The following is a 21,378-nucleotide window of genomic DNA, read 5'->3' as shown; positions in this document are numbered from 1 at the left end:
CTCCGCCGCCGCCCGCGCCTCCGCCGCCCGCGCCGACGCGTCCGGCGACCCCTGCGCCGCGCCCTGCGCCCGCGGGTGAAACCCCGCAGGAGCGAGTCAAGCGACTCCAGCTCGAGGCCGAGGAAGAGCGGCTGCGGCTGGCTGAGGAGGCGCGCAAGCGTGAGGAAGCCGAAGCGCGCGAGCGCGAGGAAGAAGAGCGTCGCCGCGCCGAGGAAAAGCGCGCCGAGGAAGAGGCCACCCGCGAGCGTGAGGCAGCAGCCCCTGCGGCGAGCGCGCCTGCCGATGCCGTGACCGAACAAGCTGCCAGCGATGACAGCGCCGACGCCGCGCCTGCCGCACCTGCGACGGCAAAGGGCGATACCGCCCCGTCACCGCGGCGTTTCACGCCGGTGGAACGGCCCGAGCCCAAGAAGCCCGAGGTCAAGAAAAAGAAGGAAGAAAAGCGCGCTGCCCCGGTCGATCTCGACAAGGACAAGCGCCGCTCGGGGAAGCTCACGGTTACCCGTGCGCTCAACGAAGATGAAGGGCGCCGTGCCCGCAGTCTTGCCGCGCTCAAGCGTGCGCGGGAAAAGGAACGCCGCATTCAGGGTGGCGGTTCGTCCAAGCCGCGCGAAAAGCAGGTCCGCGATGTCGTGGTGCCCGAAGCGATCACGGTCGGCGAACTGGCTAACCGCATGGCCGAAAAGGGCGCCGATCTGGTGAAGGCCCTGTTCAACATGGGCATGATGGTCACCGTCAACCAGACGATTGATCAGGACACCGCGGAATTGCTGGTCGAGGAGTTTGGCCACAACATCACGCGCGTTTCGGCGAGCGATGTCGATATTGATACGAGCACCGATGAAGATCCCATCGAGACGCAGAAGCCGCGTCCGCCGGTGGTGACGATCATGGGCCATGTCGATCACGGCAAGACCAGCCTGCTCGATGCCCTGCGCGGCACCGATGTGGTGAAGGGTGAGGCCGGGGGTATAACCCAGCATATCGGCGCCTATCAGATCACCACCAAGGACAAGCAGAAGATCACCTTCCTCGATACGCCCGGCCACGCCGCCTTCACCGAAATGCGGATGCGCGGGGCCAATGTCACCGATATCGTGATCCTTGTGGTCGCGGGCGATGACGGGCTGATGCCGCAGACGATCGAGGCGATCAATCACACCAAGGCTGCCGGGGTTCCGATGATCGTGGCGATCACCAAATCGGACAAGCCCGAGTTCAACCCGCAGAAGATCCGCGAGCGCTTGCTCGAGCACGAGATCGTCGTCGAGGCGATGTCGGGCGAAGTGCAGGATGTCGAGGTTTCGGCCAAGACCGGCGCAGGGCTCGACCAGTTGATCGAAGCGATCGGGCTTCAGGCCGAACTGCTCGATCTCAAGGCGCGGCCTGATCGCGATGCCGAAGCCACGGTGATCGAAGCCCAGCTTGACAAGGGCCGCGGCCCGGTCGCGACGGTGCTGGTGACGCGCGGCACGCTGAAGCGCGGCGATACCTTTGTGGTTGGCACGCAAAGCGGCAAGGTGCGCGCGATTGTTGACGACAAGGGGCAGCAACTCAAGGAAGCGGGCCCGTCGATGCCGGTCGAAGTGCTTGGCCTTGGCGGGGTGCCCTCGGCTGGCGATCAGCTCACCGTGGTCGAAAACGAACAGCGCGCCCGCGAGGTCGCCAAGTATCGTCAGGAAAAGGCCAACGAGAAGCGCACGACGCTCGCGCCGACCAATTTCGATACGATGTTCAACAACCTCGCCTCCAACGTCATCGAATATCCGGTGGTGGTGAAGGCCGATGTGCAGGGCTCGGTCGAGGCGATCGTCAACGCGCTCCATGCGCTTTCGAACGACGAGATCAAGGTGCGCGTGCTCAATGCCGGGGTCGGTGCGATCACCGAAAGCGATGTGCTGCTGGCGGCGGGATCAAAGGCGCCGATTATCGGCTTCAACGTCCGTCCCAATGCCAAGGCGCGCGATCTGGTGAAGCGCGATAACGTGCGGATGATGTATTACGACGTCATCTACCACCTGACCGATGCGGTCGCCAAGGAAATGGCGGGCGAGCTCGGGCCGGAACGGATCGAAACCGTGGTCGGCCGTGCCGAAGTCAAGCAGGTGTTCCCGGCGGGCAAGAAGGACAAGGCAGCCGGTCTGCTTGTGCTCGAAGGCGCGATCCGCAAGGGCCTGTTTGCGCGTCTCACCCGTCAGGATGTCATCGTCTCCGCGACCAAGATCGCCTCGCTGCGGCGCTTCAAGGACGATGTGGACGAAGTCCGCGCCGGTCTCGAATGCGGTGTGGTGCTGGAAGACACCAACGACATCAAGCCGGGCGACAACCTCGAAGTCTTCTCGGTCGAGGAGCGTGAGCGGACGCTGTGAGCCTCTCCGATCCCCACTACCCCGACGATGCCGGGCAGTCGCCGCATACGGCGCTGCTCGGCTCCGAGTTCGTGAGCTGGGACGCGGCGGCCCAGACCGCCACCATGCGCTTTACCGTAAAGCGCGAAATGACCACCTGGCGCGGCGGCGTGCAGGGGGGATTGGTGGCGGGCTATCTCGACGACGTGATGGGCTATGCCTATGTCGCCTCCACCGGGGGCGAAGCGGCACCGCTCAATCTCGAATTGTCGATGAGCCTGATCCGGCTGATCCCCGATGGTGCAACCATCATCGGCAAGGGCCGGGTGGTGAAGGCCGGACGGCGGGTGATTTTCCTCGAGGGCGAATTGCTCGCCGAGGATGGCACGCTGCATGCCCGCGCCACTTCGACCGCGATCCCGACCCCGCGCCCGACGCCCACCAACACCGGGATGGGATGATGGCAAAGCGCGATCCCTTCACCGCCGAGCAGCAATCGGTGCGCGTCCTCAAGGTGGGCGAGCGGGTGCGGCACATCCTGTCGGAACTGCTCGCGCGCGGCGAAGTGCATGATGATGTCGTCAGCGCCGCCAATATCTCGGTCACTGAGGTGCGCATGACCCCCGATCTGCGCAATGCCACCGCCTATGTAAAGCCGCTGATGGGCGCAGGCGAGGATGATGTGGTGCATGCGCTGCGCCAGAACACCGCCTTCCTCCAGCGCGAAGTCGCCCAGCGGCTCGGCCTCAAATTCGCGCCAAAGCTCAAGTTCCGCAAGGATGAAAGCTTTGCCGAGGCTGACCGGATCGAAGCGCTGCTGCGCGATCCCAAGGTGGCGCGCGATCTCGACGATAGCGAAAGCAACTGATCCCAAGCGTCGTCTGTCGATCCCCGTTGAAGCTTTGTCGACCGCAGATTAGCAATCCTGGAATAAGTAAATGATAATATTGGGTAAATACCTCAAGAGGTCGTGCCCTATGCGTGGTTTTGCAGTTGCTTTCCTTGCCGCAAATCTTGCGGTCTTCACCCTCGGCGCTTCCGATGCGCGGGCAAATGCCGATCAGGAGGCGTTCCTGTTGCAGCCTGTGCTGGTCGAACAGGGCTATTCTGTCATCAAACTCGGCAAGCTTTCGACCGGACATGAAGTGGCGCAGGTCTCGATCAACGGGATCGAGGGCCGGTTCGTGCTTGATTCCGGCGCGAGTGTGACCATTCTGGACAGTCGGTGGCTGGAAACTTTCGCAGTGGCGCCCCCTGAAGAAAGTTCAGCATCTTCGGGTGCGGGCGCTGGCGGCACATTTTCAGTCGGATCGGTCAAGGTGAGCAGTTTTGCCATTGCTGGTGTCACCATCCCGACCGGATCGATTTTTACCGCCGATGTGCAAAGCGCGCTTGGCGCGTTGGAACGAATCACAGGGCAGCCGGTACACGGGATCATCGGTCAGGACCTCCTGACCCGTCACCGTGGGATCATTGACGTTGGGCAGCAGACGCTTTTCCTTGATCTGCGTCCGACAGCAGCACCGGTTTCCTAACGCGGCACCATCCGCGCCTTGAGCGTGATATCGACCTTGTTACCGACAATCAGCTGATAGGATTTCATCCCGTATTGTCGGCGGTCAATCGTGGTGGTGCCGGTAAAGCTGATCGGCTTGCCGGGGCTGGCCACCGGATCTTCGGCGAAGGTCACATCCAGAACTTGCGGGCGGCTCACCCCGCGAGCGGTGAGTTCACCAGCAAGCGTGCCGCGCGTCGGGCTTGAAAGCTTGAGCGAGCGGCCGACGAAACGCACTTCGGGGTATTTCTCCACCCAGAAGAACTTTTCGCCGCGCAGCCTTTCCAGCGTCACTGTGTCGGGCGCCTCGATGGCGGTGGCATCGAACGTCACATCTATCACCGCACGTTCGGGCGCGCCTGGCACGATGCTGACCATGCCGACCATTTTCGGAAACCGCGCGGTTTTGCTGGCGAGGCCGAAGAAGGGAACCTTGGCCGCAACCTCGCTCACCTTCGCATCAAGCGTGTAGCGCAGCGGCGCGCTCGCCGTGTTGCCCAGCATCAGCAACGCGAGCAGCGGCAGCCATAGCAGCCGGGCAAGCAGGGCAGGGGTGGGCAGGGTGCGCATGACCTTATGTATACGTATCAACCGGGCAAAAGGTTCACCGGCCACCTCGCTCCGCCCTGCGGGAAGCGCTAATCATCGCATTATGGCCAAGCTCTATTTCTACTACGCCAGCATGAACGCGGGCAAATCCTCGAGCCTGTTGCAGGCTGATTTCAACTATCGTGAGCGCGGCATGCGCACGATGGTGTGGACGGCCTCGCTCGATACCCGTTCTGCAGGCTTGGTGCAAAGCCGCATCGGGCTTGAGGCCGAAGCGCACCGCTACACAGACACGACGGATCTGTGGCACGCTATTGTGGCCGCGCACGGCGAAGCACCGCTTGATTGCGTGCTGGTCGATGAAGCGCAATTCCTCACCGGCGCGCAGGTGTGGCAATTGGCACGGCTGGCTGACGAAGCGGGCATTCCGGTTTTGTGCTATGGCCTGCGCACTGATTTCCGCGGCGAGCTGTTCCCCGGCTCGGCCGTGCTGCTGGGGATTGCTGACGCGCTGGTCGAGTTGAAGGCCGTCTGCCATTGCGGGCGCAAGGCAACAATGAACCTCAGGGTCGATGAATCTGGCGCGCCGGTCAAGGAAGGCCAGCAGACCGAGATCGGCGGCAATGATCGCTATCTCGCGCTGTGCCGCAAGCATTTCAGCGCTGCGCTGGCTTCGTGACGTAACACCGCGCGCAACACCACGTGCGACACCACGTGCACTGGCCAAGCCTGCTGCGAGTGCCTATCTCCTGCTCATGTCCGAAACCCTCACCCTTGCTCTTGTGCTGATCCCAGCGCTGGTCTTCGCCATCGTGTTCCATGAAGTTGCGCATGGCTATGCGGCCAAGCTGCTGGGCGATCCCACCGCATCCGAGCGCGGGCGGCTGACTCTCAATCCCTTTGCCCATGTCGATCCGGTCGGCACGCTGCTGGTGCCGGGCGGGCTGGCGCTGCTCGGCGCGCCGGTGTTCGGCTGGGCCAAGCCGGTGCCGGTCAACAAATGGCGGCTTGATAATCCGCGGTTTGGCATGATGGCCGTTGCGGCAGCGGGACCGGGCAGCAATTTCGTGCTGGCCACCATCGGCGCGCTGGTGCTCGGGCTCACCATGCCGGCGGGCCTCGCCTTCGGGGACGGGATGGGCGTGGGGGCCTCTTTCCTTGTCGATGGCAGCGGCGAAGTCGCATGGCTTGCTACCGGGTTGTTCTATTTCCTGCTGGTCAACATCTTCCTTGGCCTGTTCAATCTCTTGCCGATCCCGCCCTTTGACGGCTCGCACATCGTGGGCGGCCTGCTGCCCGACAGCCTGCGCGCGGGGTGGGAGCGGTTGCAAGGCATTGGCATGGTGCTGCTGCTGGTGCTGATCGCCAGCAGTTGGGTGTTCGGGACAAGCTGGCTCAGCGCGATCCTTGGCCCGCCGGTTGAGTTTGCGATGCAGTTCTTCCTCGGGCTTGCCGACGCGGTCCGCGCGCTGATTGCCTGAGCGCAGCCATGAGCGAGACAAACCGCGTGCCGTTGTCCGGCTGGCTGATTCTCGACAAGCCGCGCGGCATGGGGAGCACGCAGGGCGTAAGCGCGGTCAAGCGCGTGCTGCGGCAGAACGGCTATGCGAAAACGAAGGTGGGGCACGGCGGGACGCTCGATCCGCTGGCGGAGGGCGTGCTGCCGATCGCGCTGGGCGAAGCGACCAAGCTCGCCGGGCGGATGCTCGATAGCGACAAGATCTATGCATTCACCATCCGCTTCGGGGAGGAAACCGACACGCTCGATACCGAGGGGGTGGGTGTAGCCACGAGCGATGTGCGCCCGACGCTGTCGGAGGTGGAGGCGGTGCTGCCGCGTTTCACCGGGCCGATCGAGCAGGTGCCGCCCGCCTATTCCGCGCTCAAAATCGACGGCCAGCGCGCCTATGATCTGGCGCGCAGCGGGCAGGCGGTAGAGTTGAAGTCTCGGGCGGTGGTGATCCATTCGCTCACAATCCGTCATCCCGGCGAAGGCCGGGACCCAGAGCTGCAAGCGCCATGCTCAGACGCTCTGGGCCCCGGCCTTCGCCGGGGTGACGAAGTTGATCAGGTCACCCTCGTCGCCCATGTCTCCAAGGGCACCTATATCCGCAGCCTCGCGCGGGATATCGCGCAGGCCCTTGGCACCTGCGGCCACGTTACCTATCTCCGCCGCACCAAGGCCGGCCCGTTTACCCAAGCTCAGGCGATTTCGCTGGACAAACTGGAGGAAGCCGCTAAGGGCGCAGGCCTTGAACACCTCCTCCTGCCGCTGGAGGCGGGGCTGGACGACATCCCGGCCCTATGCCTCGACCAGACAAGCGCGCAGGCGGTCCGACAGGGCCGGGTGCTGTCTGGCATGCCCCAATCATCCGGGCTCTATCTGGCGAAGCTGGGCGCTGTCCCGGTCGCGCTGATGGAAATCACGGATGGGACGGCCACGGTCGTCAGGGGTTTCAACCTTCCCGATGTCGCTGAGTAAGAGAGAACCAATATGTCGGTGACCGCCGAAAAGAAGCAGGAAATCATTTCCTCGAACGCCCGTGATCCCAAGGACACTGGCAGCCCTGAAGTCCAGGTCGCGATCCTCACCGAGCGGATCCGCAACCTGACCGAGCACTTCAAGGATCACCACAAGGACAACCACTCGCGTCGCGGCCTTCTGATGATGGTCAACAAGCGTCGCACGCTGCTCGCCTACCTCAAGAAGAAGGATGTCGAGCGCTACAACGCCCTGATCCAGAAGCTGGGTCTGCGTAAGTAAGAGTTTAGCGGGAAGGGCGGCTCAAGAGGCCGCCTTTCTTGCATTTGGGGCTGGCAGACATCCGGTCTGCTGTTCCTTGGGGCCAAACCAGTGCCCCGCACCGGACCGGGACGGTTTTTTCCCCGGCACATGAGGCCCCGCCCGGCAATATGGCCGCGCGGGTCAGAAGGAAAATCAATGTTCGACACGAAAACCGTATCGCTGGAGTGGGGCGGAAAGACCCTCACTCTGGAAACCGGGCGCATTGCCCGTCAGGCCGATGGCGCAGTCCTCGCGACCTATGGCGAAACCGTGGTGCTGTGCGCTGTCACCGCCGCCAAGTCGGTAAAGGAAGGGCAGGACTTCTTCCCGCTCACCGTCCACTACCAGGAAAAGTTCTCGGCTGCCGGGCGCATCCCCGGCGGCTTCTTCAAGCGTGAACGCGGCGCGACCGAAAAGGAAACGCTCACCAGCCGGTTGATTGACCGTCCGATCCGTCCGCTCTTCCCCGAAGGCTTCTACAACGAGATCAACGTGATCGCGCAGGTCCTGTCGTTCGACGGCGAGACCGAAGCCGATATCGTCGCTATGATCGCGGCTTCGGCTGCACTCACCATCTCGGGCGTGCCCTTCATGGGCCCGATCGGCGCCGCGCGCGTCGGTTACGTCGATGGCGAATACACGCTCAACCCGAAGCAGGACAAGGCACTCTCCGAAGGCCGTCTCGACCTCGTGGTCGCCGCGACCCAGAACGCAGTGATGATGGTCGAATCCGAAGCCAAGGAACTGACCGAGGACGAAATGCTCGGCGCGGTGATGTTCGCGCATGACGAGATCCGCAAGGTGATCGGCGCGATCGTCGACCTCGCCGAAAAGGCCGCCAAGGATCCGTGGGACGTCGACACCAGCGACAACACCGCCGACATGAAGGCCAAGCTCAAGGAGCTCATCGGCGCCGACATCGCAGCGGCTTACAAGGTCACCGACAAGTCGCAGCGTTCGAACCTGCTCAACGAAGCCCGGGCCAAGGCCAAGGCGGCGTTCGCGGACGAAGGTGGCCAGACCCAGATGGTCGCTGGCAAGCTGATGAAGAAGCTTGAAGCCGAAATCGTGCGCACCGCGATCCTCAAGGATGGCCAGCGCATCGATGGCCGCAAGCTCGATCAGGTTCGCCCGATCGAAGCCATCGTCGGCTTCCTGCCGCGCACCCATGGTTCGTCGCTGTTCACCCGCGGTGAGACCCAGGCGATCTGCACCACCACCTTGGGCACCAAGGATTCCGAGCAGATGATCGACGGTCTGGAAGGCCTCAGCTATTCCAGCTTCATGCTGCACTACAACTTCCCGCCCTATTCGGTTGGTGAAGTGGGCCGCTTCGGCGCCCCGGGTCGCCGCGAAGTCGGTCACGGCAAGCTCGCCTGGCGCGCGCTCAACCCCGTGCTGCCGAGCAAGGAAGACTTCCCCTACACCATCCGCGTTCTGTCGGACATCACCGAGTCGAACGGCTCGTCCTCGATGGCGACGGTCTGCGGCGGGTGTCTGTCGATGATGGACGCGGGCGTGCCGATCAAGGCGCCGGTCTCGGGCATCGCCATGGGCCTGATCCTCGAAGGTGACGAATTCGCCGTCCTCTCGGACATCTTGGGCGATGAAGACCACCTCGGCGACATGGACTTCAAGGTCGCCGGGACCGCCGAAGGCATCACCACGATGCAGATGGACATCAAGGTCGCCGGCATCACGCAGGAAATCATGGCCAAGGCTCTTGAGCAGGCGAAGGCTGGCCGTCAGCACATCCTGGGCGAGATGGCCAAGGCCCTGACCGGTGCCCGCAGCGAAGTGTCGAAGCACGCCCCGCGCATCGAGACGATCCAGATCGACAAGTCGAAGATCCGTGACGTCATCGGTACCGGCGGCAAGGTGATCCGCGAGATCGTCGCCGAAACCGGCGCCAAGGTCGACATCGACGATGAAGGCGTGATCAAGATCTCGTCCTCGAACCTCGACGAGATCGAAGCGGCGAAGAAGTGGATCCTCGGCATCGTCGAGGAAGCCGAAGTCGGCAAGATCTACACCGGCAAGGTCGTCAACATCGTCGATTTCGGCGCCTTCGTGAACTTCATGGGCGGCAAGGACGGCCTCGTCCACGTCTCGGAAATGCGCAACGAGCGGGTTGAGAAGCCCACCGATGTCGTGTCCGAAGGCATGGAAGTGAAGGTCAAGGTCCTCGAGATCGACCAGCGCGGCAAGGTCCGCCTGTCGATGCGCGTCGTCGACCAGGAAACCGGCGAAGAGCTGGAGGACACCCGTCCGCCCCGCGAACCGCGCGAAGGTGGCCGTGAAGGCCGCGGCGGTGATCGTCGCGGGCCGAAGGGCGACCGTGGTGGTCGCGGCGGCGATCGCGGCGGCCGTGGCGGCGATCGTGACCGTGGCGGGCGTGAGCGCGACAGCGGTCCGGCTGGCCTGCCCGACTTCCTCAAGGACTAAACGCCTCGTTCGAGGTATGGACACGGGCCGCTCGGAGCAATCCGGGCGGCCTTGTTTTTGGATGCGATACCCATGCTCAAGCGCGAATTGATTGATACTGCCGAAATCGCCGATGGCGAAACGCTCGAACTCTACAGCCACGGGCGCGATTTCATGATCGTCCTCGGGCGCAATGAGTTGATGAGCACCCGGATGCGCTTTTCGGAGGAGCAGCTTGCCGAATTGACGCTCGCCCGGCTCGGCAAGGATCATCCGCGCATCCTGATCGGCGGCTATGGCATGGGCTTCACCTATCGCGCGGCACGAGCCAAAACCGGGGATCGGGCGCAGATCGTGGTTGCCGAGATCGCCGACAAGATCATCGCGTGGGCAGAAGGCCCGATGGCCGCGCTCACGGGCGATTGCCTTGCTGATCCACGCCTTGATCTCAAAATCTGCGATGTCGCCGCGCTGATTGATGATGCCAATGATGGCACCTGCGCCAAGTTCGATGCGATCCTGCTCGATGTCGACAATGGCCCCGATGGGCTGGTGCGCTGGGAAAACAACCGGCTCTATTCGCGCACGGGCCTTGCCAAGGCGCGCGATGCATTGAAGCCCGGAGGCATTCTGGCCGTGTGGTCAGCTGCGCCCGACCCGGCCTTTCGCAAGCGGCTCTATGATACAGGGCTCAAGGTGACGGAGTGGAAGACGCGGTCGCGCCCCAACAACAAGGGCGCGCATCACGTGATCTGGTTCGCCCAGAAAGCCTAGGTCAGAAGTTGTAGATCAACGTCATGCGGCTCAGCGTATCGGTCTGCACCGCGCCCGGGGCCGGATTGCTGTCATACTCGACGGCGTAGGAAAACCGCGCGGAAAGCTTCTTGCTGATCGCGGCATTCAGCCCGGTGTTGAGATCAAGCGTGGTGTTGCGTGCATCGATGATCGCCACCGCAGAGCCACCCGTTTCCGCAACGGCATTGGTATCCTGCGTCAATGTCAGGCGATCGGTGATGCGCCAGTCGAAATCCATGCCGATGAGCCCGGCGATGCGGCTTTCGCTGCGGCCGTCGATGAATTCGGTGACCCGGTAAGCCGGACCGATTTTCACGGCGAGTTGGATATCGTCCTTTTTCAGCGCCTGATAACCAATCCCTCCCGAAATCGCGCTGCGGCCCGAATAGCCCTGAAACCGATCGCTTTCGTGTTGGGCGAGCGCATAGGCGTAGAAACGCTCGGATACCTTTACATTGGGCTCGTAGCGGGCGAGATATTGCTCGCGCGTCGTGAGCCCATTGGCGCGCTGGTAATCGACCCGGCCCGTCAGCTGGTGGCGCCAGTTGATCCCCTCGCGCGTGACATCAAGGCTGGCGGTAAGACCGGTGTTGCTGGTGTTGCCCGTCGCGCGGAATGCGCCGAATTCGCCTTTGCCCGACCAATTGTCGAACAGTCCGGCGGAGCGCAGGGCCGCTTCACGTGCTGCGGCCTCGGCCTGCTTCACTTCGGCCAGATGACCTTCAAACCCGGCCATCATGGAGTCGATCTCGGCGGCGCTGTCAGGATTGGTGGTGCGCACCAGCGCAATCACCGTGCGCACCTTGGTTTCATCGCCTGTCGCGATGGCGGCTTCGATGATCGCCCGGACCGGTTCGGGCAGGGGAGCGGGTTGGGCCGTCTGCGGTTCACCAGCTGCGGTTTCGGGTTCGCCCGCAGCTGCCGGGGAGAGCATGGCGGCACTGGCCGCAATCACGAGATCAAGCATCAGCCTTCAACCCATCAGCCCCCTCGCACCGGGTTACCGCACGCGGGGGCCGCCGAAGGGCAGGGGCGGCGGCGGACGGCGCACACCGCGCGGCAATTGCGCCTGATAGGCGCGGCCGCAATGTTCGACGCAATAGGGGAAGCCGGGGTTCACCGGCTCGCCGCAGAAGTGGAAATCGGGCTCGCCCGGGTGGCCCATCGGCCAGCGGCAGACCTTGTCCGACAGATCGAGCAGCGTGGTCTTGCCAGCGATCTCGGGGCTCGGCTTGGCCGGGACCAGACGGCGCGGCGGGGCAGGCGGGATCGGCGCCTGCTGATCGCCGGGGCCTTGGCGCAGAAAGCCGCCCGGGCCGACCGAGACGATCTTGGGCAAGTCGGCGGACGGGCCGGGAATGGGCTGCGACGGCGTATCAGACGCGGTCCCGGCTGTGTTCGCTGCCGGTGCGGGCGCTGCGGCCGCAGGCTTGGCCGGTTGCTCGGCAGCAGGCTTGGGCGCCGTCTTCGTTTCTGCCGGGGCACGGGGCGCGGCCGGCTTCTTGGGGGCTGCCGGAGCCGGGTTCGCCGCCTTCTTCTCGTTCGCCTTGACCGGCGAGGGGCGGGACTTCAGGCCAAGCCGGTGCGCCTTGCCGATCACCGCATTGCGGCTGACCCCGCCCAGTTCCTCGGCGATCTGGCTGGCGGTTGCGCCGCCTTCCCACATTTTCTTGAGCGTAGCGATCCGCTCGTCTGTCCAGCTCATAGCTTCTACCTGTTCTGATCGGCGCCCCGCTCACCCGGATGCCGGAGAGCCGCGCGCGTCGTCTGACTTGTCAGCGAGCCGGCCAGGGCCTAGGCGAGCGCCTCATGGCCAAACAAGCTTCCTCGCCCGAAAATTCCGTTCCTTTGCCCGTGGCGCAAAAGCGCGGGGATGACAAGCCCACAGCAGCGCCAAGGTTTGCCCCGCGCGGTGTGCCGGTGATCACGGGCATCAATAGGGTGGGGTTGACTGCGCTTTATATGAAGGAGGTGCGGCGGTTTCTCAAGGTGCAGACCCAGACAATCTGGGCACCGGCGGTGACAACGCTGCTGTTTCTGGTGATCTTTACCGTGGCGCTCGGGCGCGAAGGCCGGATGGTGCTGGGTGTGCCCTTCGCCAGCTTTGTGGCGCCCGGCCTGATCATGATGGGCATGATGCAGAATGCCTTTGCCAATTCGTCCTTCTCGCTGCTGTCGGGCAAGATGCAGGGGACGATCATCGATCTGCTGATGCCGCCGCTGTCCTCGGGCGAGCTGATGGCCGGGATCATCATGGCGGCCGTGACGCGGGCGATCGGGGTGGGGCTGGCGGTTGCGCTCGCCATGCTGCTGTGGCCGGGCGTATCGTTGCACATTGTCGAGCCGTGGGCCGTGCTGTGGTTTGGCCTGATGGGATCGGTGATGTTGGCGCTGGTCGGCCTTGCCACCTCGGTCTGGGCGGAAAAGTTCGATCACAACGCGGCGATCACCAATTTCGTGATCGCCCCGCTCTCGCTGTTATCGGGCACGTTCTATGTGATCGATAATCTTGCTTCGGCGTTTCAGGCCGTGAGCCGGGCCAACCCGTTCTTTTATGTGATTTCGGGCTTCCGGTATGGGTTTCTGGGCGAGAGCGACATTGGTGCAGGCACAGCCGTGCTGTGGGCAGCCGTGGGGATCGGGCTGTTCAACGTGGTGCTGGGAATTGCGGTCTATGCGCTGCTGCGTTCGGGCTGGAAGCTGAAGAACTGAGCCGACGCCGAGGTTCGGCCCGAGCCTTAGCGAAAGTAGCGCCAGCGGATGCTTGGGATGATGGCCTCGGTCCGCAGGGCCGCAAGGGCTACCGCCCGCCCGAGCCTTTGCGAGGGACACGCAAACATATGCTTGCGCAAACACATCAGTGCGTCAGCGAGCGTCGCATCCGGTAGCGGCCATCCTTGAACTGTTCGAACAGCTCCGCCACGTTGGGGTGATGCACCGGGCCGCCAGCGGAGTCACTGACAAGATTGCCTTGGCTGACATAGGCGACATAGGTCGATTCGTCATTTTCGGCGAGGAGATGGTAGAAGGGCTGATCGCGCCGCGGGCGGATATCCTCGGGGATGGACTGGTACCATTCCTCGGAATTGGCGAAGACCGGATCAATATCGAAGACCACGCCGCGAAAGGCAAACAGGCGGTGGCGCACCACATCACCGATGCTGAAGCGGGCACGGGTCTGGCGCGGCGCAATGATGGTGCGGCCAGCCTGTGCGGAGAAGAACTCTGCGCGATCCATGTCTCTTATTATGGGCCTTCGCAGGTGCAAAACAAGCATTCTTGGCTACAGGAGCCGGGATATGCCCGCATTTTCTGGGCCGATTGGTCTTGGCAAGCGGTGAGGCCTGCGCTAACGGGCGCGCTCGTTTCGTGCAGGCAGCCAGATCGACCGGGCTGACAGGATGCCGAAGCGCCTGCGGAGAGGTGGCAGAGTGGTCGAATGCGCCGCACTCGAAATGCGGTTTACCGGCAACGGTAACGTGGGTTCGAATCCCACCCTCTCCGCCAGTATCTCGAATATGTATCGGATTTTTCGATTTCACTCTCGATGCCATGATTCTGGTCCCACTATCGGTCCCATTTGTTGATGGCGCATGATTGACATGATCGAGCCGGGTGCCGTGGTCATGTGCGCGTGCGCCCGATCCCTCCTCCGCTACCATTCAAGTCATTTATCACTCTGATTTCAAAGGTGAAATTGACTTTCGCATGAAGCTGAAACCACATTTGGTCCCACGCTTCTTGCAGGATGTAGTGGTTTGCGGTTGGCGCTCATGCGACGAGCAAGCGATTGCGTAGTCGGGTGTTCCTATCTCGATCGAGACTTTGCAGGCCGAGGGGTAAGTGGAAATTGTCGCTAATTGGGCCCCATTTCGAGAGCTTTCATGGTGGCGTTCCAGAGGGGCTCGTATTGGTCCCTTGGCGGATTCTAGACACTTAACGTAGGAGCGTTGATGTTCTGTGCGTCATTCAGCGGTTTTCGCTCCTGACATCCGCCTCCAATCGGCGAAGCAGCAGCGATTAGCTGGCAAGCCGGCCGACGGCTGACGTTGGCTCAACTACGCGCAAGCCCCCGAAACATTGACCTAATCTCGTCGTCGGACGCATCGATGTCCCTGTTCCAAGTCGAGCCACGCTGGTACGAACGCTCGGGCTCCATACGACCCTCGTCCGCCAAGCGGTCCCGTCGGCTATCTAGATCCCACTGGATTGACAATGACAGGTAGTTTCGCTGGGCAAGATAGCTCTTCAGTTCCCTCTCGAACTCATCGAGTTCCTCCACTGAGCCAATCTGGTCTATTTCTGACGCGACGCAGCGTTCGATCGCCTTCTCAGCTACCCGTGATGCCTCATTGAGAATGTCCTCTCCCACTCCATACTCGTGGATCGCGGAGTCGAGGCTCTGAAGATCCTCCAAGCCGAGCTCGTCGCCATGTTGAGCTAGAAGCGTCGCCGCGAACAAGAGGAGGAAGCGGGAAAGATCCTCGCGTTCTTAATTGACGAGGCAGAATTGCATTTACATCCGTCCGCCCAGCGCAAGCTTAAGGACGCCTTGCTTGCAATCGCAAGGGCTGGGGACCAAGTTTTTATCAATAACCATTCTTCCGTGTTGGTGGCCGATGAGAACGAACTACAGCTGCTTTTCCGCGTTGAAAAAAATCGATCGACAAACAACTGTTGTGCCCATTGGATCAGCGGGCAAGCCATCAGTTATTTATGATCTTCTTGGCGGCAGTCCTCCCGATCTTTTGCTGCCCAGAAACTTTATTATCGTCGAGGGAGCGTCCGAGGTTGAATTCTTGAACAGGGTCATCGAGCGCCACTATGGGCCTCGACCCCGGTTGCACGTAATCCCGGCGAACCGCGATATGACTGCCGCTCGCCGCTCATTCGCACTCGTCGATCGCGCATACCGCCATTTCCACGAGAGCATCTACACTAATCGGCTGATGATTCTCATTGATCATCAACAACAGCGTGAGGCAGTTGACAACTTCACGGCTGCTTATCCGAAGCTCATCGAAAGCGGGCAGTTTCGCGAACTTGCCAAAGGTAGCATGGAAGAAAGCTATCCCGCGCCATGGCAGAGAGCTGCACAGCAAGTGCAGGGAATGAGTGGGCAGCAAAAGATCGTACTCGCTCGCCAGGTCGGCGAAGGGATATCTCAGCAACAATTTGAGGAGGAAATGCCAGAGTTCTTCGCGACGCTTGTAAGAGCATGGGAACTCGCATTCTAGTTGCGTTTGGTACTTAGCAAGATTCAGATCCCGATCCCCTGTCCCCTGCCAAGGTCGATGCCGTGGGTGAACGCGAGCTCTGCGCCGAGCTTGCGGCCTGTGTCGTAGGCGATCCCGAGCTCACGCTTTCGGCTGGCGAGGACCGACTCCAGCTGCGGGTCGCGTTCGAGGCTTTTCGCCATGTCTCCCATGGCTGAGCGGGTGGCCCGGTAGCCGGACATGTCGCCCGCCTGATAATGGCGCTGGCTGGTCTGCCCGAGCTCCTGCCAGCGCGCCACGAAGCGGTCGGCACGGCGCTGCGGATCGGTGCGGAGCTCGGTTTCAAGCTGTAGTGCCTGGACGGCGCGGCGGACCTGACCGCTGCCTGCTTCGCGTGCCAGTGCCGGGTGTTTGATGTAAGCGGCCTCGGCATCGGCCGGACCGTAGGGGCGCACTTCCTCAAACGCTTTGCGGGCATCACGAAGCTCCCGCAGCTGTTCCGGGCTTGCTTTGCTACCTGCATCGTGGGCGGCGAAGATGTCGTCGACCGCGCGCGCATGGCGAATGAGCGCTTTGGTGCGTTCGCGGCGCAGTTCTGCCTCGGGATCCTTGACCAACTTGCGTTCCGGCGCTGCCGGTTCCGGAACATCGGCTCTGGCGCTCGGCAGGCGGAGCCCGTCGAAGATGCCACGCACTTTGTCGGGCACCTTGCGAATGATCTCGGCCACGCGTTCGCGGAAGGTAACCCCGCGCCGTTCTGCAAAGGCCTGCTCCGGATCAACACGCGCGTAGTCGCTGGCCATATCCTTCCCGCGGTCGCGGCTGAGCGTGCGAACCAGCTTGCCCTGATCGGCGAAGTCGTCCTGACCGTAATGTAGGGCAACGGCGTTCCGGTGCCGCGACAACGCTACATAGGCCCCATGGCTGTCCATGCCGGGCGTCGCCAGCACATGGGCGCGGTCCACGGTCATGCCCTGCGCCTTGTGAATCGTCGTCGCATAGCCATGATCGACATGCGCATAGTCCTTGAGGTCGAAGGCAAGACTGCGCCCGTCATCGACCCGCACACTGATCCGCTGCGGGGTCACCTCTTCGACCGTTCCAAGCGTCCCATTCTTCACGCCAAGCTCACGCTCGTTGCGCAGGAACACAATGCGGTCGCCGCTGGCAAACTGACGCGCCCCACGCTCCGCGCTGATCGTAACGTTCTCCGCGAGCTCGCCCGCATCGCGTAATCGCTCATCCTGATTGTCGCGCGACAGTGAAACGCCATCACGGTCCGGTCATGGATGTGTGATCGCATATTCGCTGTCACTGTAGCGCCCGCGGGGTCTGATCAGCTTGCCGTCGTCCTTCTGTTCCATCACGTGAGCACACCAGCCTACGACGCGGCCAAGCAGGAATATGCGAAAGGGCGCATCCTCCGGGAGACTGTCGGCCGCAGCCATCGCTGCAAGCGCATAGTCGCAGTTGGGCAGCAGGCCCGAGCAATCGAACACAGCGCTCGCCAGATCTTTCATGGCATTGCCGACTGCGAGATTTGCCAGCATCGCCGCAGCGCGGGGATCTCCCTCGGGATAGAGGTTGTGCCCGAATCCGGGCAACATACGATCCCGCAACAACCATTGCTGCACCGCCGCGCTCGCTCCCATGTGGCGCGCATCGCGAAGGAGGTGCTGGAGAGCCTCCCCTGCGCCTCCATGCCGGGGCCCGGACAGGGTACACAGGCCGCTCAGAACCGCAGCGGGCAGCGATGCACCGGTCGATGCGGCGACGCGCGCCGCAAAGGTCGAGGCGTTCAGATCGTGATCGGCCATCAGCACCAAGGCCTGACGCAGCCGCTCGGCAAGCGCCTCGCCTCCGCGCCAGCCTTTCGCGAGCCGCTGGTGCAGTGGTTTCGATCCCTTCTCGGCACCGCAGACGAGCCCGAGGTCGCCAATGATCGCTGCCGCATCTCGCACGAGATGTTGGTGATCCTGGCCGAGGATCGGCTCGCTGTTGATGACGCGGTCTGCCAGCAAGGAAAACGGATTCTGGTCCATGCGGGCAGCGCGCCCGGCAAATTCGGGCGTGTCGCCGCATCGCCACAGAAGCTGCGCGGCTTCCTCCAGCGTCGCAGCCGAAGCAAACGCGATTGCGTCCTTGCCGCGATAGCGAAGGTGGCCATTCTCTATGCTCGAAATGGCTGTCTCGATCGCAGGTTCGCCCCAGTCCATCGAGCTCGCAGCGATGCGGCCTGGGCTCCGCCCCCGCACCTTTCGCAAACTTATGCTGGCGATGTCGGCGGCATTGTAGAGGCTGCGCCGGCTGTCTGCGGGATCGGGCTGCACCCGGATGCGACCACGGCTCACATAGGCATAAAGCGTTTGCGCCTTGACGCGCAATCGCGACAGCGCCGCCGAACGATCAATCCAAGCTGACATGTTGATTGAACCTATCAAGATTGATCGGCAGAGCAATTGGAACAAGCATCCTCTCTGATTACGGGAGGTGAACGATGTCCGATAAAGTCGCTTATGCTTTGCTTGCGGACATGGCAGCCGCTCTCGATCTCCCGCATGAGGCGCGGCGGCGGGTGGCATTTACGCAAGAACAGCGGCTTCCTTCGTGCTGGCCCGTATCGGATCTTGCAGCCGCCTCGATTGCCGCGGCGGCCATCGCCGTCTCGCAGCTGGTGGGCTTGCGCGCGGGCTCTCCAACCCTATCGGTGTCCTACAGGTCCGCGTCCTTGTGGTTTGGCTGGTCGATCAAGCCTGTGGGCTGGCAGCTGCCCGATCCCTGGGATGCGATCGCGGGCGATTACAAGGCACGCGATGGCTGGATAAAGATCCATACCAACGCGCCGCATCACCGACAGGCGGCACTGATCGTCCTGCGCTGCGATGCCACTCGGGAAGCCGTGAGCAATGCGATTGCTCAAAGGGGCGCAGAGGATTGGGAAGCCGACATCGTCTCGGCAGGTGGGTGCGCCGCGCGGCTGCAATCGGCCGAGCAATGGGACGCTCATCCGCAAGGCCGCGCCGTCGCCAGCGAGCCGCTGATCATCTGGGGGCAGGGTGCCAGTGCCCGCGGGGCTGCCTGGCATGCGTCGCCCACACGCCCACTTGCCGGCCTCAAAGTTCTCGACCTTACACGCATCATTGCAGGGCCTGTCGCAACTCGCTTTCTGGCGGGGTACGGCGCTGAAGTCCTGCGGATCGACCCGCCCGACTGGGAGGAGGAGGCGGTCGCGCCTGAAGTCACGCTCGGCAAACGCTGCGCGCGCCTCGATCTCAGGACAAAGGAAGGTCGGCAATTGTTTCGGCGGTTGCTGGGCCGCGCCGACATTCTGGTGCATGGCTACCGCAAGGATGCACTGGCCGGGATCGGCTTCGATGCTGCCGCGCGGCAAGCTATCCGCCCCGGCCTGATCGACATTTCGCTCAATGCCTATGGGCACCGCGGCCCATGGGAAGCGCGGCGCGGGTTCGACAGCCTGGTGCAATTCTCGACCGGGATTGCCGCAGCCGGAATGGCCTGGCGCCAGTCAGTAGCGCCTGTCTCGCTTCCGGTACAGGCGCTCGATCATGCCACCGGTTATCTTCTCGCCGCCGCAGCAATCCGGGCGCTCATAGCCAGAGAGACAGGAGAACAGCGCCTCACCGCACAGCTTTCGCTTGCGCGGACGGCCAAACTGCTGATGGATCATCGCACCAGCCCTACCGAGCTAGAATTCGAACCGGCTGGCGCGCGCGACTATGCGGCCAAGCGCGAAGAGTCGGCGTGGGGTCCGGCCCACCGCCTCGTGCCTCCGGTCACGATCGAAGGCGCACCGATGTGGTGGGAGCGTCCGGCGAGCAAACTGGGCTCAGCTTCTGCGGCCTGGCTTGAATGACCACGTCTTCATAGTGCTCGCATCAAGCATACGCGTCCGCGGATAGAAGGCCGACCTTCCAACGCGGAAAGCGGAACACCTGCACGATCATTCGTCGAAAACCTGGACGCCCTTCGAAGGATCGCTTCGGTAGTGAGCCAGTCTCGTTTCGATATTGCCGACGTGAACCTCCAGCTTGTGCCCATCCGGATCGAGGACATAGATGGAAGCCCCTTCGCTGCTATTGTCTTTCCAGACTTTGCAGGCTGCTCGCAGTCTTGCGCTGATCTCGGCGAAGTCGCCTTCAGGGACGCTGAATGCGAAGTGCGTGTAGTCTGGATGCGGCGACGTTCTTACAAGATCGTCACGCGACAGGCATAGCCAGAGTGGGCCAGCCTCCAGATAGGCACCATCATTCCACAATGCTCGGAGTGAACAACCCAGGACGTCTCGGTAAAACGTGACGGACCGCTCTACGTTGGCCACGGCCAGCGTGATGTGGTTCAGTCCGCACACGCCTGCACTTTTGCGCTCGCTCATTGGGAAGCCCCGGCTTGAAGAAACGAAATGTCGGCGTGTTCGAAGTTATTCAGTGCTATCGCTTTTGGCCCCACCGGGCAAGAACAGCTCCCCGCCGGGGCACGGTCGGTCAGCACCGGTCGTGGCGGGGAAGGTGATAGGCAAGCCACCAAAGTACCGCGCGGCGAGATAAGCGATCATATAGGCGCGATCTACTTCAGGACCGTGTCGGTAGACACGATTTCGATGTCGCTCATCATGCCGAGATAAGCTTCGAGCCAGATCTTGTGCGTGGCTCCAACGATGACGAGGACACGTCCACCAGGCGCGCGCGCGCTGGCCTCGCGGATGTTGGCGGCCATCCTGAGGTTGCGGGATTCCCAGGCAGCAACCCGCTTGCGTCCCACGTCTCCTTCGGTTTGCTCTTTCATCGCTCCCAGCCATTCGATCTCGGAGAGACGGCGCTCGATCCGGTCGTCGTTCAGCTTCCGATAGGCGGCAAGGGCGGAATCGGGCGTGGTCATATCCTCGATCTTGCCGCGCTCCTTGGCAGCAGGGTCGGCGTTGTAGCGTTCTCCCACGAGCGGGAAGACCTTCTGTGCAAACACGTCGGACTCTTCCGGAGTGAGGACATCCTCCTCCTGTGAATCGATCTGGTAAAGGCGCTCCAGCCCGAGCCGCACGGCGAGGCGGGCAGCAAGCAATACCCCCTCACCGCGTTCCCCGCCCAGATCCTCCAGCAGCGCTGCCAACCGGCGCGATACACCATCGCCGGGAACCCGCTCGGACGAGGGTAGGCGCAACCATTGCACCAGGGCCGAATAAGGGTCGCCCGAGGCGGCGAACAGCGCGGCCGACCGGCGCCTTGCGGCGGGAGTCGGATTATCGCCGACCTTGCCAATGTGCCGCCGCAGCTCAGCTTCGGCCTGCGGCATGTCCATGTCGAGCGAGAGCCCGGCTACCGTCGCCATCAACAATGCACGCCCGGCGAAGGTAGCCGCTGCCTCGGGATAGATACTGCGATAGGACCAGAGCTTGCTGGCTGTTGGGCCTCGCTGGTTTTCGATGGCGATGACATCAGGCTTGAAGGATGCAAGCCGATCCAACAGAAGGTCCAGGACCTTGGGATCCCAGTCTTCCGCCGCATTGCTCAGATGCGCGGTTCCCAGAACCATCACCTGCGTCGGATTCTCGATGTCGCGTTGATATTCGCGGGGACTGAACTCCTGCGCGCTGGCGCCCGCTGCTCCGAAAACAGATGAAAAGCCTAAAAGCGCCAGCGAAACGAAACCCTTCATGTCTGAACCCTTTGTGACAAGCTTGATGACTGCGGC

Annotated in this window: 23 protein-coding genes and 1 tRNA gene; 15 read left to right on the top strand and 9 right to left on the bottom strand. The window is 62.6% G+C overall.

The features are described 5' to 3' along the window. From infB to SOQ14_RS01980, 4 genes are all read left to right on the top strand, one after another. On the top strand, positions 1-2,369 hold a 2,369-nt coding region (gene infB / locus SOQ14_RS01995), incomplete at its 5' end, for a translation initiation factor IF-2 (protein WP_322896355.1). After that, entirely contained in the window at positions 2,366-2,809 is a 444-nt protein-coding gene (locus SOQ14_RS01990) for a PaaI family thioesterase (protein ID WP_322896353.1), read from the top strand. The genes infB and SOQ14_RS01990, both read left to right, overlap by 4 nt. Next, positions 2,809-3,216 carry a 30S ribosome-binding factor RbfA gene (gene rbfA / locus SOQ14_RS01985; protein WP_322896351.1) on the top strand — a complete coding sequence of 136 codons (408 nt, stop codon included), beginning with the start codon at positions 2,809-2,811 and terminating at the stop codon, positions 3,214-3,216. Before SOQ14_RS01990 ends, rbfA begins: the two co-directional genes overlap by 1 nt. A gap of 79 nt (positions 3,217-3,295) precedes the next feature. Continuing rightward, complete coding sequence (locus tag SOQ14_RS01980; protein WP_322896349.1) at positions 3,296-3,883, top strand: aspartyl protease family protein; 588 nt, start codon at positions 3,296-3,298, stop codon at positions 3,881-3,883. Here SOQ14_RS01980 and SOQ14_RS01975 read toward each other — a convergent pair. Then, the gene (locus SOQ14_RS01975) at positions 3,880-4,473 is read right to left on the bottom strand and encodes a YceI family protein (protein ID WP_322896347.1); all 594 of its coding nucleotides are present in this window, start codon (positions 4,471-4,473) and stop codon (positions 3,880-3,882) included. The genes SOQ14_RS01980 and SOQ14_RS01975 overlap by 4 nt on opposite strands. A gap of 82 nt (positions 4,474-4,555) precedes the next feature. On the opposite strand from SOQ14_RS01975, the gene SOQ14_RS01970 reads away from it, so the two are divergent. From SOQ14_RS01970 to SOQ14_RS01945, 6 genes are all read left to right on the top strand, one after another. Then, positions 4,556-5,131, top strand: coding sequence for a thymidine kinase (locus tag SOQ14_RS01970; protein WP_322896345.1), 576 nt, complete (start codon positions 4,556-4,558; stop codon positions 5,129-5,131). A gap of 76 nt (positions 5,132-5,207) precedes the next feature. Next, complete coding sequence (locus SOQ14_RS01965) at positions 5,208-5,933, top strand: site-2 protease family protein (protein ID WP_322896343.1); 726 nt, start codon at positions 5,208-5,210, stop codon at positions 5,931-5,933. Positions 5,934-5,941: 8 nt separating this feature from the next. Then, positions 5,942-6,934 carry a tRNA pseudouridine(55) synthase TruB gene (truB, locus tag SOQ14_RS01960; RefSeq protein ID WP_322896341.1) on the top strand — a complete coding sequence of 331 codons (993 nt, stop codon included), beginning with the start codon at positions 5,942-5,944 and terminating at the stop codon, positions 6,932-6,934. Between the two features lie 12 nt (positions 6,935-6,946). Continuing rightward, on the top strand, positions 6,947-7,216 hold the full coding sequence (rpsO, locus tag SOQ14_RS01955; protein WP_067403000.1) for a 30S ribosomal protein S15: 270 nt from the start codon (positions 6,947-6,949) through the stop codon (positions 7,214-7,216). 177 nt (positions 7,217-7,393) lie between these two features. Beyond that, entirely contained in the window at positions 7,394-9,682 is a 2,289-nt protein-coding gene (gene pnp, locus SOQ14_RS01950) for a polyribonucleotide nucleotidyltransferase (RefSeq protein ID WP_322896338.1), read from the top strand. A gap of 72 nt (positions 9,683-9,754) precedes the next feature. After that, a complete protein-coding gene (locus tag SOQ14_RS01945; protein WP_322896336.1) occupies positions 9,755-10,435 on the top strand; it encodes a polyamine aminopropyltransferase in 681 nt (226 codons plus the stop codon). Position 10,436: 1 nt separating this feature from the next. On the opposite strand, the gene SOQ14_RS01940 is transcribed toward SOQ14_RS01945, so the two are convergent. Together SOQ14_RS01940 and SOQ14_RS01935 are read right to left on the bottom strand one after the other, a co-directional pair. Then, on the bottom strand, positions 10,437-11,423 hold the full coding sequence (locus SOQ14_RS01940; RefSeq protein WP_322896334.1) for a DUF481 domain-containing protein: 987 nt from the start codon (positions 11,421-11,423) through the stop codon (positions 10,437-10,439). Between the two features lie 33 nt (positions 11,424-11,456). Beyond that, positions 11,457-12,161, bottom strand: coding sequence for a GcrA family cell cycle regulator (locus SOQ14_RS01935; RefSeq protein ID WP_322896332.1), 705 nt, complete (start codon positions 12,159-12,161; stop codon positions 11,457-11,459). Positions 12,162-12,265: 104 nt separating this feature from the next. On the opposite strand from SOQ14_RS01935, the gene SOQ14_RS01930 reads away from it, so the two are divergent. Beyond that, entirely contained in the window at positions 12,266-13,168 is a 903-nt protein-coding gene (locus SOQ14_RS01930; RefSeq protein ID WP_322896330.1) for an ABC transporter permease, read from the top strand. Between the two features lie 145 nt (positions 13,169-13,313). Here SOQ14_RS01930 and hspQ read toward each other — a convergent pair whose 3' ends face one another. Continuing rightward, a complete protein-coding gene (gene hspQ / locus SOQ14_RS01925; protein WP_322896328.1) occupies positions 13,314-13,694 on the bottom strand; it encodes a heat shock protein HspQ in 381 nt (126 codons plus the stop codon). A 179-nt stretch (positions 13,695-13,873) separates the two neighbouring features. Between hspQ and SOQ14_RS01920 the strand changes: the two genes are divergently transcribed. After that, positions 13,874-13,963: transfer RNA gene (locus tag SOQ14_RS01920), tRNA-Ser, on the top strand. 547 nt (positions 13,964-14,510) lie between these two features. On the opposite strand, the gene SOQ14_RS01915 is transcribed toward SOQ14_RS01920, so the two are convergent. Continuing rightward, positions 14,511-14,918 (bottom strand): hypothetical protein, encoded by a 408-nt coding sequence (locus SOQ14_RS01915; RefSeq protein WP_322896326.1) that lies wholly within the window; start codon positions 14,916-14,918, stop codon positions 14,511-14,513. 48 nt (positions 14,919-14,966) lie between these two features. On the opposite strand from SOQ14_RS01915, the gene SOQ14_RS14445 reads away from it, so the two are divergent. Next, positions 14,967-15,176 carry a hypothetical protein gene (locus tag SOQ14_RS14445; protein ID WP_416232714.1) on the top strand — a complete coding sequence of 70 codons (210 nt, stop codon included), beginning with the start codon at positions 14,967-14,969 and terminating at the stop codon, positions 15,174-15,176. After that, on the top strand, positions 15,106-15,693 hold the full coding sequence (locus SOQ14_RS01910) for a hypothetical protein (protein WP_322896324.1): 588 nt from the start codon (positions 15,106-15,108) through the stop codon (positions 15,691-15,693). The genes SOQ14_RS14445 and SOQ14_RS01910 overlap by 71 nt, the downstream gene beginning before the upstream one ends. A 23-nt stretch (positions 15,694-15,716) precedes the next feature. Here SOQ14_RS01910 and SOQ14_RS01905 read toward each other — a convergent pair whose 3' ends face one another. Together SOQ14_RS01905 and SOQ14_RS01900 are read right to left on the bottom strand one after the other, a co-directional pair. After that, positions 15,717-16,823 carry a conjugal transfer protein TraA gene (locus SOQ14_RS01905; RefSeq protein WP_322896322.1) on the bottom strand — a complete coding sequence of 369 codons (1,107 nt, stop codon included), beginning with the start codon at positions 16,821-16,823 and terminating at the stop codon, positions 15,717-15,719. 132 nt (positions 16,824-16,955) lie between these two features. Then, positions 16,956-18,140, bottom strand: a complete 1,185-nt coding sequence (locus SOQ14_RS01900) for a citrate synthase (protein WP_322896320.1) — start codon at positions 18,138-18,140, stop codon at positions 16,956-16,958. Between the two features lie 29 nt (positions 18,141-18,169). Here SOQ14_RS01900 and SOQ14_RS01895 point away from each other — a divergent pair, with 29 nt between their 5' ends. Then, positions 18,170-19,546 carry a CoA transferase gene (locus SOQ14_RS01895; RefSeq protein ID WP_322896318.1) on the top strand — a complete coding sequence of 459 codons (1,377 nt, stop codon included), beginning with the start codon at positions 18,170-18,172 and terminating at the stop codon, positions 19,544-19,546. An 87-nt stretch (positions 19,547-19,633) separates the two neighbouring features. Here SOQ14_RS01895 and SOQ14_RS01890 read toward each other — a convergent pair whose 3' ends face one another. Both SOQ14_RS01890 and SOQ14_RS01885 read right to left on the bottom strand, forming a co-directional pair. Then, entirely contained in the window at positions 19,634-20,065 is a 432-nt protein-coding gene (locus tag SOQ14_RS01890) for a VOC family protein (RefSeq protein WP_322896316.1), read from the bottom strand. 191 nt (positions 20,066-20,256) lie between these two features. Then, positions 20,257-21,342: a DUF5694 domain-containing protein gene (locus SOQ14_RS01885; RefSeq protein ID WP_322896314.1), complete on the bottom strand. Its 1,086-nt coding sequence runs from the start codon at positions 21,340-21,342 to the stop codon at positions 20,257-20,259. Positions 21,343-21,378 lie beyond the last annotated feature (36 nt).

It is taken from the genome of Erythrobacter epiphyticus (assembly GCF_034653295.1).
Lineage (GTDB): Bacteria > Pseudomonadota > Alphaproteobacteria > Sphingomonadales > Sphingomonadaceae > Erythrobacter.
This window is presented reverse-complemented; position numbering and strand designations above follow the sequence as displayed.